12 protein-coding genes are annotated in these 14812 nt (G+C 41.7%); 7 read left to right on the top strand and 5 right to left on the bottom strand.

Features of this window, described 5'->3' with window-relative positions:
• Window positions 1–39: 39 nt before the first annotated feature.
• Window positions 40–1320: a phosphopyruvate hydratase gene (gene eno / locus D0T87_RS03700; RefSeq protein WP_163172928.1), complete on the bottom strand. Its 1281-nt coding sequence runs from the start codon at window positions 1318–1320 to the stop codon at window positions 40–42.
• A 164-nt stretch (window positions 1321–1484) separates the two neighbouring features.
• Window positions 1485–1961 (bottom strand): hypothetical protein, encoded by a 477-nt coding sequence (locus D0T87_RS03695; protein ID WP_163172927.1) that lies wholly within the window; start codon window positions 1959–1961, stop codon window positions 1485–1487.
• 243 nt (window positions 1962–2204) lie between these two features.
• On the opposite strand from D0T87_RS03695, the gene D0T87_RS03690 reads away from it, so the two are divergent.
• Complete coding sequence (locus tag D0T87_RS03690; RefSeq protein ID WP_163172926.1) at window positions 2205–2987, top strand: formate/nitrite transporter family protein; 783 nt, start codon at window positions 2205–2207, stop codon at window positions 2985–2987.
• Window positions 2988–2998: 11 nt separating this feature from the next.
• Here D0T87_RS03690 and D0T87_RS03685 read toward each other — a convergent pair whose 3' ends face one another.
• A complete protein-coding gene (locus D0T87_RS03685; RefSeq protein ID WP_163172925.1) occupies window positions 2999–3676 on the bottom strand; it encodes a pentapeptide repeat-containing protein in 678 nt (225 codons plus the stop codon).
• A gap of 8 nt (window positions 3677–3684) precedes the next feature.
• On the bottom strand, window positions 3685–4059 hold the full coding sequence (gene crcB / locus D0T87_RS03680; RefSeq protein ID WP_163172924.1) for a fluoride efflux transporter CrcB: 375 nt from the start codon (window positions 4057–4059) through the stop codon (window positions 3685–3687).
• A gap of 245 nt (window positions 4060–4304) precedes the next feature.
• Here crcB and D0T87_RS03675 point away from each other — a divergent pair, with 245 nt between their 5' ends.
• From D0T87_RS03675 to gcvT, 4 genes are all read left to right on the top strand, one after another.
• A complete protein-coding gene (locus tag D0T87_RS03675; protein WP_163172923.1) occupies window positions 4305–6533 on the top strand; it encodes a glycoside hydrolase family 97 protein in 2229 nt (742 codons plus the stop codon).
• Window positions 6534–7069: 536 nt separating this feature from the next.
• Window positions 7070–8476, top strand: a complete 1407-nt coding sequence (locus tag D0T87_RS03670) for an amidophosphoribosyltransferase (RefSeq protein ID WP_163172922.1) — start codon at window positions 7070–7072, stop codon at window positions 8474–8476.
• A 174-nt stretch (window positions 8477–8650) separates the two neighbouring features.
• The gene (pepT, locus tag D0T87_RS03665; protein ID WP_163172921.1) at window positions 8651–9877 is read left to right on the top strand and encodes a peptidase T; all 1227 of its coding nucleotides are present in this window, start codon (window positions 8651–8653) and stop codon (window positions 9875–9877) included.
• Window positions 9878–10008: 131 nt separating this feature from the next.
• Window positions 10009–11094 carry a glycine cleavage system aminomethyltransferase GcvT gene (gcvT, locus tag D0T87_RS03660; RefSeq protein ID WP_163172920.1) on the top strand — a complete coding sequence of 362 codons (1086 nt, stop codon included), beginning with the start codon at window positions 10009–10011 and terminating at the stop codon, window positions 11092–11094.
• A gap of 157 nt (window positions 11095–11251) precedes the next feature.
• Here the strand turns inward: gcvT and D0T87_RS03655 are convergent, their stop codons facing one another.
• The gene (locus D0T87_RS03655) at window positions 11252–11650 is read right to left on the bottom strand and encodes a LytTR family DNA-binding domain-containing protein (RefSeq protein ID WP_163172919.1); all 399 of its coding nucleotides are present in this window, start codon (window positions 11648–11650) and stop codon (window positions 11252–11254) included.
• Window positions 11651–12414: 764 nt separating this feature from the next.
• On the opposite strand from D0T87_RS03655, the gene D0T87_RS03650 reads away from it, so the two are divergent.
• A complete protein-coding gene (locus D0T87_RS03650; RefSeq protein WP_163172918.1) occupies window positions 12415–13971 on the top strand; it encodes a hypothetical protein in 1557 nt (518 codons plus the stop codon).
• A gap of 33 nt (window positions 13972–14004) precedes the next feature.
• Entirely contained in the window at window positions 14005–14775 is a 771-nt protein-coding gene (locus D0T87_RS03645) for a BT1926 family outer membrane beta-barrel protein (protein ID WP_163172917.1), read from the top strand.
• Window positions 14776–14812: the final 37 nt, after the last annotated feature.

Here is a 14812-nt window from a genome sequence, read left to right as displayed (position 1 = left end):
TCGGATGTTAGAATGCACTTGGGTGTAGCGCTTCGCTGCTTACTTCAATTTAGCATAACCGTATACAGCGCGGTTGCCCAATTCTTCTTCGATACGGAGAAGTTGGTTGTATTTCGCCATACGGTCTGAGCGGCTCAATGAACCAGTCTTGATCTGTCCGCTGTTGGTAGCAACTGCGATATCTGCAATAGTTGCATCTTCTGTTTCGCCCGAACGGTGAGAAGTCACTGTAGTATATCCATGACGGTGAGCCATTTCGATAGCATTCAGTGTTTCAGTCAACGAGCCGATTTGGTTTACTTTGATCAGGATAGAGTTAGCACAACCTTCCTGGATACCTTTCGACAAGAAGTCAACGTTGGTAACGAACAAGTCGTCGCCAACCAACTGGCAACGGTCGCCGATGCGTTCGGTCAGCTTCTTCCAGCCTGCCCAGTCGTTTTCGTTCATACCATCTTCGATAGAGTCGATTGGGTATTCGTTGATCAGTTTTTCAAGGTAATCCACTTGCTCATCAGCCGTTCTCTTCACGCCCTTAGCGCCTTCGAACTTGGTGTAATCATACATTCCGTCCACATAGAACTCAGAAGAAGCACAGTCCAGGCCGATAGTGATGTCTTTCTTTGGCTCGTATCCGGCAGCCTTGATGGCGGTAAGGATAGAATTCAAAGCATCTTCGGTACCTTCGAGGGTAGGAGCGAAACCACCTTCGTCGCCTACAGCAGTGCTTAAACCACGGTCGTGCAATACTTTCTTCAAAGCGTGGAATACTTCAGCACCCATGCGCAAACCTTCGCGGAAAGTTTTTGCACCTACGGGGCGGATCATAAATTCCTGGAAAGCGATAGGAGCATCACTGTGCGAACCACCGTTGATGATGTTCATCATAGGAACAGGCAGTACGTAAGTGTTTACACCGCCGATATATCTGTAAAGAGGAAGTTCCAGGTAGTTGGCTGCAGCTTTGGCAACAGCTAGCGATACGCCCAGAATGGCATTGGCACCCAGTTTTGATTTGGTTTTTGTACCATCAAGTTCGATCATAGCGTAGTCGATACCTCTTTGGTCCGTAGCAGGCATACCGATCAGGTGTGGAGCGATGATGTTGTTTACGTTTTCAACAGCCTTTAATACACCTTTACCAAGGTAGCGGCTCTTGTCGCCGTCGCGCAATTCCAACGCTTCGTGTTCGCCTGTTGATGCACCCGATGGTACAGATGCACGGCCCATAACGCCGCATTCCAACACTACATCTACTTCTACTGTGGGATTGCCTCTGGAGTCGAGGACTTCTCTTCCGATAATTTTCTCTATTTTCATGTTTAATACGTATTTAAAAAGCACACAAAATTATAAAATTATTTGGCTTGTTTGTATAGCTATTTATGGGTATTTCTACCTGGTTTACTCACTATAAATGAGTAAACCATTATACGTGAACAAACGAAATGGGTGAATTGTTCGTGTGTGATTCTTAAAAATAGTTACATGCTGGGGCTTAATCGCTTGTTAAGTGTAATATCCGTATTAGCTTTAAAATCAAACTCTCCGAATTCGTAGCCGTTAATTATTAGTTTATATTTCCCATAGCCGGGCAATTTGACCGTATATTCCAAATCGTACGGGCAGGTGCAGTTGGCACTGGTAGACTCTTCTTTTTCAGTGATATAGATAATGCCATTTCCTGCGTTACAATCAAATGTGATCTTTCCGGCTGCACAGTTCAGTATGGCATCTATATGTTTTATATTTAATAGCCCATTGTTTGTTGTTTTTAGTTGTACAAGTTCGGATATTGTACGGGTATATAAACTCTTACACTCGCCGTGGGTAGTGTTGCCAACGGTGGTCATTTCAGATCCTTGCGGAGCGGAGGCCATATCCGAATCTTCGGCTTTATCACAGGAAATAACAAACACGATAAGGTGAATGAACAGTAGGGCGTAGATACTTTTTTTCATAAAGGACAATTCTGTTATTGATTGTATATATCTTATAAATCCCTTGTGAAACGAAATATTGCATAAGCGGACTTATATTTTTTAAGAAAAATTATAATAGCACATTATATTCCCAAAAAAGTGAATTATCTTTGCAGGCAGAAGCTAGAAGCTAGTAGTCAGTAGTAAGGTCTTGTATGGGATTGGCCTTACTACTGACTACTAGCTTCTAGCTACTAAATTCTAACCTATAACTACTAGTAAATGAATTATTATTCTCCTAAAGAGATTGCGGCAGAGTTTGCTGCTTCGGGTGTATATAAAAGTAGCCTTTCTATATCTAAATTTGCTGTTATTGCCATACTTGGTGGTGCGTTTATTGCTTTCGGCGGGTTGCTGACCGTAATGGTTGCCGGAGGAATGCCGGGCATAGGGGCCGGAAACCCAGGTTTAATCAAGTTTATAGCAGGAGCGTTGTTTCCCATCGGACTGATCATGGTGTCCGTAACCGGGGCCGATTTATTCACCAGTGATTGTACGGCGTTTACGCTGCCATTGATGCAAAAACGTATTCGGGCAGGAGTGTTTATCAAATATCTTATCCTTTCTTATCTGTTCAATTTTGTTGGCGCTCAGATTGTTGCCTATCTGCTTTCATCAGGGGTAGGGATGCTGGCTAATGATCCCTGGCAAGGATATTTGTATGGTTTGGCCGAGGCTAAAGTGGATCAGCCGTTTATGAAAGTGTTTATAAAAGGTATTGGTGCCAACTGGTTGGTATGTCTGGGCATGTGGATGGGGTATGCTGCAAAAGATATTATCGGCAAATGTATTGGTATATGGATTCCTGTCATGCTGTTTGTGACGCTTGGTTATGAGCACTCCATAGCTAATATGTTCTTTATTCCCGCCGCCATTTATTCGGGCGCAGATATTCTGTGGAGTGATTTTATCATTCAAAACCTGATTCCGGCAACGCTGGGTAACTTCGTTGGAGGAGCCGGAATGGTAGGGTGTGTGTATTGGTATCTTTATTTAAAGAACTAGGCAGCGAGGTACTACTCAAAGTCGCGGACTACAACTCCAAGCAGCGGTATTAAGTCCATGAGTTGTGAGGAACTGACAATGGCTCCACGTATATCCTGAATGGTAAGTGAGAGCCGTTCGATGTTGGACGTTCTGAAGTCTATTCCTTTTAGTGAAGTTTGTGAAAAATCGGCTTCACTGAACCGGCAAGTGTCAAAAGCAAGATTAGAGAAACGACAGTTGTTAAAACTGCCTTGTTGGAAATCGCATTCGGAGAAACGGACCTGTGTTAGTTTTGACATAGATAGATTGATATACTTTCCGTTACAATCGTGCATCTTTACGTGATTCAGCGTTGCCTCAGAGAGGTTGGCTCCCAGGAGTTTGCACGAAATAAATTCTACGCGGTGAAAAGAACTTTCTGCTAATTGTATATTGGATAAATCGCAGTTTTCGAACCGGACATCGCTGATTTGCGCCGATTTAAATAAGCAGTCGAAAAAGAGCTGCTGGCTGAATCTACAATTTCGTATCGTCAGGTATGGGCGGTTGATGGTATCTGTAACTCCTTTACTGAAATGAATATATTCAATAATATCCTCTCTTTGTAATAAGCCTTTTAAATCGTCATTGCTTTTTAATTCTTCACTAAGGAACGGTGGAATAACTTTGATTGGCTCTGCCTTGGTTGGTTTTCTTTTTATGGCCATCTTCCGGTTTATATTTTATGTGTGATGTAGGCGCCTGCCAGCACAGCAAGTATGCCCAGTATAACACTCGATAGTATATATATGGTAAGTGTGATGTATGCTCCTTCTCTGAAAAGGAAAAGGCTTTCGTTGGAGAAAGTAGAGAAAGTGGTAAAACCTCCACATAGCCCGACGGTAAGGAACAGGCGGGTTTCATAAGATAGGTTGAAGCGTGTGGATAGGGCATAGAAAATCCCAATCAGCAGACTACCTGCTATGTTGACAGTAAACGTAGACCAGGGAAAGCCGACAATCGGACCTTTACCGTTGATCAGCAAATGAAGAAGATAACGGAAAACGCTTCCCAATCCTCCACCTAGAAATATATATATCAGTTCTTTCATACGCTAAAGCCTCCGGATCAGAGTTAGATGATTCGGAGGCTCAAAAATACAAAAAGGGATGGATAAGTTAAGACTGTTGTGTACAGTTTTATTTTAGAATGTTTTGCCTGACTCCTAACTACTGACTACCAACCACCGCCAGTGCAATCGTTTTCGCAAAATTAGTTTATAATTTATGTATATACCGAACAAGTTTATGGTTGGGGTGGTTATCTTTGTGTCAAATAATTCTAATTTAGCTGATTATGAAAAACGGTAGAAACTTATCTGCAAAGATAACCTGCTTATTATTATCAATGTTAATGGGTACAACGATGATGTTTGCCGAAAGTATAACCTCTCCGAATGGGTTGTTAAAACTCAGCTTCTCTGTAAATGCAGCCGGAGAACCAGTCTATGAACTTTCTTATAAAGATAAGGTAGTAGTAAAACCTTCCAGGCTTGGCTTCGAGTTGAAAGCCGACAGCGGTGAAGAAATGCAAACCAACTGGAGCACCGAAGGCGGTAAGGGAATTGGCGCTAACCTGATGAGCGGTTTTGAATTGACTAACGCTAAAACCTCTACTTTCGACGAAAGTTGGACGCCGGTATGGGGTGAAGAAAGCGAGATTCGTAACCATTATAACGAATTGTCTGTAACGCTTACCCAGAAAGCACAAAACAGATATATTGTTGTTCATTTCCGTTTGTTTGATGACGGTTTGGGATTCCGTTATGAATTCCCCGCGCAACCCAATCTGAATTATTTTGTGATCAAGGAAGAAAATACACAGTTTGCTATGGCGGGCGACCATAAAGCATTCTGGCTTCCAGGCGATTATGATACACAGGAATATGATTATACCGAGTCTAAACTATCGGAGATCCGCGGATTGATGAAAAGCGCAATTACGCCTAATTCGTCTCAGACTCCATTTTCGGCAACCGGTGTACAAACCGCACTGATGATGAAGAGCGACGATGGACTTTATATCAACCTGCATGAAGCTGCTCTAATTGATTATTCTTGTATGCACCTCGAACTTGACGATAAGAACATGGTGTTCAAATCATGGCTTACTCCCGACGCACAGGGGTGGAAGGGGTATATGCAGACTCCTTGCCAGTCGCCTTGGCGTACGGTTATCGTAAGCGATGATGCCCGCGATGTTTTGGCTTCGCGCATGACTTTGAATCTGAATGATCCTTGTAAATACGAAGATACTTCATGGATTAAACCCGTAAAATACATCGGTGTTTGGTGGGAAATGATTACCGGCAAAGGCTCATGGGCATATACCGATGAGTTGGCTTCCGTACAATTGGGCGTTACGGATTACACTAAAACCAAACCCAATGGCAAGCATTCGGCTAATGATGAGAAAGTTAGACGTTATATTGATTTCGCTGCCGAACACGGATTCGACCAGGTGCTTGTAGAGGGCTGGAACGAAGGTTGGGAAGATTGGTTTGGAAAGTCAAAGGATTATGTTTTCGATTTCATTACTCCTTATCCTGATTTCAATCTGGTAGAACTCAACAAATATGCTGCATCGAAAGGTGTTAAACTGATGATGCACCACGAAACTTCTGCTTCTGTCCGTAACTACGAGCGTCATATGGATAAGGCTTATCAGTTAATGGCAAATCATGGATATAATTCAGTGAAAAGCGGTTATGTGGGCGATATCATTCCTCGCGGCGAATATCACTACGGGCAGTGGATGAACAACCACTATCTGTATGCCGTGACTAAAGCTGCCGATTATAAAATTATGGTAAATGCGCACGAGGCCGTTCGCCCCACTGGTCTTTGCCGTACTTACCCTAACCTGATAGGCAATGAGTCTGCCCGCGGCACGGAGTACGAAGCATTTGGCGGTAGCAAACCATTCCACACCACGCTTTTGCCTTTCAACCGGTTGATTGGCGGTCCGATGGATTACACTCCGGGGATTTTTGATACTAAATTGTCTTTCCTCGGCGAAGGCGAACACAGTTTTGTGCATACCACTCTGGCTAAGCAGTTGGCGCTGTTCGTAACCATGTACAGTCCGCTGCAAATGGCTGCCGACCTTCCCGAAAGTTATGAACGCCATATGGATGCCTTCCAGTTTATTAAGAATGTGGCGATTGACTGGGACGAAAGTAAATACCTGGAAGCAGAACCGGGTGATTATATCACGATTGCCCGTAAAGCGAAAGGTACAAACAACTGGTTTGTGGGAGGAATTACAGATGAGAATCCGCGTACTTCGACCATCACGCTAGATTTCCTTGAACCGCGAAAAGAATATGTGGCTACCTGGTATGCAGACGGAATAGATGCGGATTACATCACCAACCCAACATCATACCAGATTAAAAAAGGAATAGTTACTTCAAAAACAAAGCTCTCTACGAAGCTGGCCCCTAGCGGTGGTTATGCCATCAGCATCATCGAAGCTACCCCGGCCGCGCGGCAAGGTGTCGTAACCAAGTTGAAGATTAAATAGAATAAGGTTAGTTTGATTGTTTCGGCGTCAGCCGCAATGAGCCGAAACCAAGTTTTTAGGTATTAGATTGATTAAGTTGTGCTCGGAAAGAGGCTGTCTGATTCACTTCAGATGGCCTTTTTCTTCTACCCAGTATGCACTTAACCCTTCGCTTAACTGCACTGTAAGGCTGGCAAGTTTTTACTTAACCTCTATAAAGGATGAAGAATAGCGCTGTTTTTCGCGAAGAACAGCGCTATTCTTCCGGAAAAACAGCGCTATTCTTCATCCTTTATAACGTTTGCGTGCCAACAGTTTACTTATTGCGTACAAACTCCTTATTCGTAGCGTGCCGATAGTACATTAATACAGTATCTGCTATTTCCCGGCCACGCTGGTTGCCGATTCTTCTTTATTCATCTTCTTTTATTTTTTTGCTGATTATTACTGACGCAAAGATATGCGAGAGGCAAATGGCAATCAGAAAAAAGAAATGTCTTTGTGATACTCGCATCTTTTTTTGTACTTTTGTGCCACACTAAAAAAAGGAAAGAATAATGGGAGGTTTTTTTGGAACGGTCTCGAAGGCGAGTTGCGTGACCGATTTATATTACGGAACGGATTATAACTCGCATCTGGGAACAAAGAGAGGAGGGATGGCTACTTATAGCCAGGAAAAAGGGTTCACCCGAGCCATACATAACCTGGAAAGTGCTTATTTCAGAAGCAAATTTGAACCGGGACTTGAAAAATTCAGTGGAAACTCAGGAATCGGAATCATCAGCGACACGGATGCACAACCCATCGTAATCAACTCCCACCTCGGACGCTTCGCTATCGTCACCGTAGCAAAAATAACCAACCTCAATGAACTAGAGGAACAACTACTCGCCAAAAATATGCACTTCGCCGAACTCAGTTCCGGCAACACCAACCAAACAGAGCTTATCGCTCTCCTCATCATCCAGGGAAAAACCTTTGTCGAAGGAATAGAAAACGTTTATAACAGCATCAAAGGCTCGTGCTCTATGCTAATCCTTACAGAAGACGGAGTTATCGCTGCCCGCGACAAACTCGGGCGCACACCTATAGTAATAGGTAAAAAGGATGGAGCGTATGCAGCAACAAGCGAGTCTTGCAGTTTCCCCAATCTTAATTTCGCAGTCGACCGCTACCTTGGTCCCGGCGAGATTGTCCGTTTGCGCGCCGATGGTATAGAACAAATGCGTAAGCCCACGGAAGATATGCAAATCTGCTCTTTCCTTTGGGTGTACTACGGTTTCCCGAATTCATGCTATGAAGACCGGAACGTAGAAGAAGTGCGGAGTACAAGCGGATATAAAATGGGTCAGGAAGATACCACCGACGTCGATCTGGTTTGCGGTATCCCGGATTCCGGCATCGGACAAGGGTTAGGCTATGCCCAGGGACTAGGAGTGCCTTATCGCCGTGCCATAACCAAATATACTCCGACATGGCCTCGTAGTTTCACACCAAGCAATCAGGAATTACGTAGTCTTGTGGCTAAAATGAAACTAATTCCCAACCGTGCAGTGCTGGAAGGTAAGAGAATCGTTTTCTGTGACGACTCAATTGTACGCGGAACACAACTCAGAGATAATGTGAAAGTGCTTTACGAATACGGAGCAAAAGAAATTCATATGCGTATCGGTTGCCCCCCCCTGATATATGGCTGCCCGTTCATAGGATTCACCGCATCTAAAACAGATATGGAACTGATCACCCGCCAGGTGATTAAAGACCTTGAAGGAGATGAAAATAAAAATCTGGATAAATACGCCACCACAGGATCTCCCGAATATCAAAAAATGGTAAGTGTTATCTCAGAAAGATTAAAACTAACAACACTCAAATTCAATTCACTCGAAACCTTGGTCGAAGCCATCGGACTACCAAAATGTAAAGTCTGCACCCATTGTTTCGACGGTTCAAGCCGTTATTAAGTTGAAAATTGAAAGTTGAAAATTGAAAGTTAAGAAAGCGGTAAGGTTAACTCCGTTGAGAATCTTTAACTTTCAATTTTCAACTTTCAGCTTTCAAATTACTACCTTTCGCCTATAAATCAATTTAGGTATACTTATAAGTAAACCTAATTTTCAACTTTCAACTTTTTAACTATGGACGTAACAAAACGTTTTTTGAAATACGTAAGCTTTGATACACAGTCTGACGAGAATACCGAGGTTACCCCCAGCACTCCCGGTCAGATGGAATTTGCCAAGTATCTGAAAACCGAATTAGAAGAACTCGGTCTGGAAGATATCACACTCAACGAACATGCTTATCTCTTTGCCACCCTTCCGGCAAACACCGATGAAAAGATCCCTACCATTGGCTTTATAGCACACATGGATACAAGCCCCGACATGAGCGGCAAGAATGTAACCCCACGCATTGTACAAAATTACGATGGAAAAGACATCGTACTATGTGCCGAAGAAAACATCCTGCTCTCTCCTGCCCAATTCCCTGAACTATTGGCACATAAAGGAGAAGACCTGATCGTAACCGACGGTAAAACACTTCTCGGCGCCGACGATAAAGCCGGCATTGCCGAAATCATGTCTGCTATTGCCTACCTGAAGCAACACCCTGAAATCAAACACGGTAAAATCCGTATCGGATTCAACCCCGACGAGGAAATCGGTTTAGGAGCACACAAGTTTGATGTACAGAAATTTGGTTGTGAATGGGCATATACCATGGACGGCAGTGAAGTAGGAGAGTTGGAGTATGAAAACTTCAATGCAGCTTCGGCAAAAATAACATTCAAAGGCCGTAACGTGCACCCAGGCTATGCAAAAGATAAAATGATTAACTCCATGCTTCTGGCCAATCGTTTTATGTCGCTGCTTCCGGCTAACGAAACCCCTGAACATACCGAAGGATACGAAGGATTCTACCACCTGGTAGGCGTTACCGGCGATGTGGAAAAAACAATCATTAGTTATATCATCCGCGACCATAGCCGCGAAAAGTTTGAAGCACGCAAACAAGAAATCCAACATCTGGTAGATCAGATGAATAAAGAACTGGGACAAGACGCGGTTTCGGCCGAAGTGAAAGACCAATACTACAATATGCGTGAAAAAATAGAACCGGTTATGCACGTTATTGATCTGGCATTCGCCGCAATGGAAGCCGTTGGCATTAAACCCAATGTAAAACCTATTCGCGGTGGAACAGATGGTGCGCAACTTTCTTTTAAAGGACTGCCTTGCCCCAATATCTTTGCCGGCGGACTCAACTTTCATGGACGATATGAATTCGTTCCTATACAAAGCATGGAGAAGGCAACCCGGGTGATCGTTAAGATCGCCGAACTGCTTGCAGCATCTAAGTAATTGAAACACAGATTAACACAGATTCCCACAGACTAAACAATAAAATCTGTGCAGGTCTGTGTTGTTCTGTGCTAAAAATAAAAATCTGTGTTAATCTGCGTTAATCCGCGTTTCAAAAAGAAATACTAATTATGAAACAAACACCATTTACTGAGAAGCATATAGCTCTTGGAGCTAAAATGCACGAATTTGCCGGATATAATATGCCTATTGAATACTCCGGTATCATTGACGAACACCTCACCGTGTGTAATGCCGTCGGTGTATTTGATGTTTCGCATATGGGCGAATTCTGGGTAAAAGGACCACATGCCCTGGAATTCCTACAGAAAGTAACATCCAATAACGTGGCAGCATTAAGTCCGGGAAAAATACAATACACCTGCTTTCCCAATGAAGATGGCGGAATTGTAGATGACTTCCTATTGTATCAATATGAACCGGAAAAATATCTGCTGGTAGTCAATGCCTCAAATATCGCGAAAGACTGGGATTGGTGTGTGAAACACAATACAATCGGCGCTGAAATGGAAAATGCTTCCGATCATATGGCGCAACTAGCCATACAAGGCCCAAAAGCTACTGAACTATTACAGGAACTAACCCAGATCAACCTCTCGGAAATACCCTACTATACATTCAAGGTTGGAGAATTTGCCGGTGTGAAAGAAGTCATTATCTCCAATACCGGCTATACCGGTGCGGGAGGATTTGAATTGTACTTCTATCCCGAACACGCAACCCAGATCTGGGATGCTATATTCCAGACCGGAGCCAAGTATGGAATTAAACCCATTGGCCTGGGAGCTCGTGACACCCTTCGTCTTGAAATGGGATTCTGTTTATATGGAAACGACCTGAACGATACCACCTCTCCGATTGAAGCCGGCCTGGGATGGATTACCAAGTTCGTCGCAGGCAAAGATTTCATTAATCGCCCGGCGCTTGAAAAACAAAAGAATGAAGGCACGGCACGGAAGCTGATTGGCTTTGAAATGATTGACCGTGGAATACCTCGCCAAGGCTATGAACTGGTAGATGAGGCAGGAGGGAATATCGGTGTAGTAACATCCGGCACTATGTCTCCAACACGTAAGATCGGAATAGGTATGGGATATGTAAAGCCCGGATATACCAAACCCGGCACGGAAATCTATATTGATGTCCGCGGACGTAAACAGAAGGTCGTGGTAGTCAAACCTCCGTTTAGAAAATAACATTCCGACGACTTTAAATTAAAGACTGTCCCAAAAGAACTCTCTTACCGTAGGGGCGGTTCGTGAACCGCCCAGCCATAGGACGTAGTTTCCAATGTGCTATCGGGCGGTTCACGAACCGCCCCTACGGTAATCATAGCCTTTTGGGATAGTCTCTTTAATTTAAAGTACTATCCGGTAGTATTAAATCAGTATCTGCATTTGCAATACTTTCCAGCCATTTAATCAGTTCCCGTAACTTACTGCGGCTGCATACAAACTTCTTCTGATCATTATTCATGATCTTAATATAAATCTCCCTGCTTTTAGGAATAACATAACTTATGGCCGTCTTGTTAATCATGCATTGGCGATTAAGGTAAATGAAGTTATTAGAACATACATTCTTCATTTGCTGTAATGTACTGTTTACCTCGGTCAAGGTATATTCGCGCGTATAAATCGTCAATCCATTTTGCAGGGTTTTCTCAACTGCTACAATAGAGTTCACCGGAGTGGGGTAAATACCAATTCGTGTTTCGAGAATTATAATCTTACTTTTTCTTATTTGTTCCATTGAATTTGCTCTTTGATTAGATTTTGATAGAAGTGTTAAAGTGATGGTTTGTGGTTCTCTCTCTCAGAAACGATATACTGGTATTAAGTGTTGTTCACTGCAAATATATATAAATATTATCTTAAAGAATCTATTTATATATTTGTTTTTGTCTATAAAAACTTTTTAATTCTAAATCCTTTTCATTTGTCTGTTTTGTTTTATTTTTCCGTTCAGTCCCCAAAAACGACCGTTCGGATATTGTTTGTTTACCGTACATATTTAAAATTTTACCGTTCGTTTTTTTAGCCTTTTTATGCTTATGCCGATTAAAAGTAATAGTTTATCTTTGCTGGTAAATAAATGTGATTTTATGTTTATAATATCATAACCACATTTTTATTTATTTGAGTTAATATATTGAAAAACAGTGAATTTAGTGTATTGAAGAGTGGTTTTTAATAAGGTGGATTATTGGATTGAACATATGAATTGAATTCCTCGCCATAAGTGTTTGTTACTTTATTCGTTTTAAGTAAAATATATACGTTTTGCTTAAATCCTACTTCTCTCGGAGTAATAGGCTGAAAGTATATGTGAGGATTCGTAATATGTTGAATTTGAATCAGTTTTTGAGTGTTGATGTAATTTTATTGTAAAAAGTTCGATTGTGTAAAAGTGTAACATTGTAATGTTGTAATTCTTGTATTTGTTATTGTAGTATGTGTATTTATTATTGATTTAAAATTACTTTATAACTATTTATTAATTAATTTGATGTTATTATGAGAAAGAAAATTATGTTAGTAGCGGCCTTGGCCGGAATCCTGTCTTTGGGAGCTTGTGTAGACGATAAAGAGTCGGCTTCAGTAGAAGCAATACGCAATGCGAAAGCAAAACAATTAGAAGCTCTTGCCACAAAGTATAATGCTGAGGCAGAAGCTGCGTTGATCTATGCTAATGCAGATAAGGCTATCAAAGAAGCTGAAGCTGCATATAAAAGAGCAGAAGCAGAAGCAATGCAAGCAGAGGCTGATCAGCAAAAACTGCTTCTTGACAAAGCAAAAGAAATGTATGCTCTTGAAATTGAAGCTGCTAAGGCAGAAGCTCAGGCTGCAATAGCTAAAGCTAAAAAGGAAGCACAAGAAGCTGAACAAGCATTGTTAGATGCAGCAGATGAGAGAATAGCTGAACTTTATAACGTTTACGCACGTGAAGCAGGTATACTTTCTGACTTAAATCGTCAATTGCTTAATGAAAAAACTACTTTAAAAGGACTACAAGCTGACTTGGTTCAGGCAGAAGCTTATGTTAAGCAACAAACTATTATTCATAATAATACAATTGCACAGAAAACTGCATTACTTGATGCATTGAAAGCACTGCCTGCAAACGATAGAGCAGAGCTGGAGGCAAAAATCGAAGGTTATAATGCAGAACTGAAACCTTTGTATGCAGAAGTTGCTGTTAAAAATGATGCTTATACTAAAGCTAATGATGCTTACTCGGATGCAAGAGAGGATTTACTTCCATATTATGGTTCCACTTCAAGTGTTAAGCTAATTGAAGCTGTTAAAACATTGCGCAATGATTATTCATATAGTCTTATAACATATGTAGATTATGATTTAACTGATAACAAGTCTATAGATCAATACTCTTTGGTTCAAAATCGTGTTACATCAATTAAAAATAGTCTGACTAGCAATACAGTTTATTATAAAGAGATTCTTGGTGCAGCAACTGTAGGCACTACTCCTGCTACCGGAGTTTATGTTGGTTTGGAAGCACGTCAAGATGCATACAAAGCAGCTTTGGATACTTATAATGCAGATAAGACTGAAGGAAACAGATATGCAATGGAAGCTGCAAAAGCAGAACTTGAACGTTATCAAGCAAATGAATTGGCAAATGCAAAACAAGATCTTGAAGATGCTAATGCAAGACTTGCCGAATTCAATGCTTTAGTGGCAACATTTACAGGAGCCGATTTAACAGCTTACAATACTGCGTTGGCCGATTTGAAGAAACTGGCTGAAGCATACGAAGCAGCAGAAGATGCACTTAATGAAGTTTATAACAAGATTAGCGATATCAACGACTTGAAGAACTCTGTAAGTGGAATTCTTGCAGGAACAACTGACTTACCAAAAGAAATTGCTACTGCTGAATTAGCTATTGCTACTGCTGAACAAGCTATTGCTAATTTGAGAAGTGTAAGTGATAAAGAAACTGCAATTGCTTATGCAGAAGAAGAAATTGCAATTCTTGAAGCTAAGATTGCTGCTAAGAAAATCATTGTTGCAAAAGCAAAAGCGGCTCTTGATGCAGCTTTGAAGTAAGTTTGATTAATAAAAACGGTAATAAAAAGTAATATGAATATAAAAAGACTTTTAATATTAGCCGTTGCACCTATGATGTGTCTTGCAGTTGTCGCACAGAATCACAATAACAGAGATCAATATACTCCGAAAAAAGGTGATTTCACTGTAGCAGCTACGTTAGGATACAACAGTTATGCCAATATCACAGCTCCGTCAGGTCTACTGACGGACTATGAAGCGGCCGCCCTTTCTACCAACTGGACAGATAAAAAAATGATGGTTGGATTCGAAGCGGGCTGGTTCTTCAAAGATAGATGGAAACTGAATTTAGGTGGCGGTTTGAACTTTACGAATAACCCAGGTTATGCAGCCAAAGAGGGTACATATGATTCGAGTACCGGAGACGAAGCCGGTGACGGATCTGTACCAAACTACCGGGCAGTAGGCGATGGAAGTTCCTTGGCATTCAATGTATTTACTGGTGTAGATCGTTATTTCGATGTAAAAGCTGTTTCCGGACTGATGTGGTATGCAGGAGTTCGTGCAGGATTTGCATACGGACAAAATCAAGTGAAGTACGATGAACCGGAATCAATGGGTAAATCGGTTGCAGAAACCTATAATCTGCGTGGCTCATTTACAATTGGTGCAGATTACTTCCTCGTTCAAGGACTTTATGTTGGTTGTCAAATCGACCCCTTTACTTATACATACAATACGACAACGCTTAAACCTCAGGAAGGGTTAAGTAACTTGTCAGCGGATAGCCATAATTTTAGTTTGCTGGCTGCTCCGACAGTAAAGATTGGGTTCAAATTCTAGTCTTTTTCAGACATAGAACAATCTAACCATTAATTCC

It is taken from the genome of Bacteroides sp. 51 (assembly GCF_010500965.1).
Classification (GTDB): Bacteria; Bacteroidota; Bacteroidia; order Bacteroidales; family Bacteroidaceae; genus Bacteroides.
The sequence above is the reverse complement of the archived record's forward strand: the minus strand, read 5'-3'. Positions and strand labels throughout refer to the sequence as shown.

What these genes read in the sequence shown, in the direction of transcription:
- D0T87_RS03650 (WP_163172918.1), top strand. Translation starts at nt 12,415, where the DNA reads ATGAGAAAGAAAATTATGTTAGTAGCGGCCTTGGCCGGAATCCTGTCT.
- D0T87_RS03690 (WP_163172926.1), top strand. Translation starts at nt 2,205, where the DNA reads ATGAATTATTATTCTCCTAAAGAGATTGCGGCAGAGTTTGCTGCTTCG.
- D0T87_RS03685 (WP_163172925.1), bottom strand. Translation starts at nt 3,676, where the DNA reads ATGGCCATAAAAAGAAAACCAACCAAGGCAGAGCCAATCAAAGTTATT.
- pepT (WP_163172921.1), top strand. Translation starts at nt 8,651, where the DNA reads ATGGACGTAACAAAACGTTTTTTGAAATACGTAAGCTTTGATACACAG.
- eno (WP_163172928.1), bottom strand. Translation starts at nt 1,320, where the DNA reads ATGAAAATAGAGAAAATTATCGGAAGAGAAGTCCTCGACTCCAGAGGC.
- gcvT (WP_163172920.1), top strand. Translation starts at nt 10,009, where the DNA reads ATGAAACAAACACCATTTACTGAGAAGCATATAGCTCTTGGAGCTAAA.
- D0T87_RS03655 (WP_163172919.1), bottom strand. Translation starts at nt 11,650, where the DNA reads ATGGAACAAATAAGAAAAAGTAAGATTATAATTCTCGAAACACGAATT.
- crcB (WP_163172924.1), bottom strand. Translation starts at nt 4,059, where the DNA reads ATGAAAGAACTGATATATATATTTCTAGGTGGAGGATTGGGAAGCGTT.
- D0T87_RS03675 (WP_163172923.1), top strand. Translation starts at nt 4,305, where the DNA reads ATGAAAAACGGTAGAAACTTATCTGCAAAGATAACCTGCTTATTATTA.
- D0T87_RS03670 (WP_163172922.1), top strand. Translation starts at nt 7,070, where the DNA reads ATGGGAGGTTTTTTTGGAACGGTCTCGAAGGCGAGTTGCGTGACCGAT.
- D0T87_RS03645 (WP_163172917.1), top strand. Translation starts at nt 14,005, where the DNA reads ATGAATATAAAAAGACTTTTAATATTAGCCGTTGCACCTATGATGTGT.
- D0T87_RS03695 (WP_163172927.1), bottom strand. Translation starts at nt 1,961, where the DNA reads ATGAAAAAAAGTATCTACGCCCTACTGTTCATTCACCTTATCGTGTTT.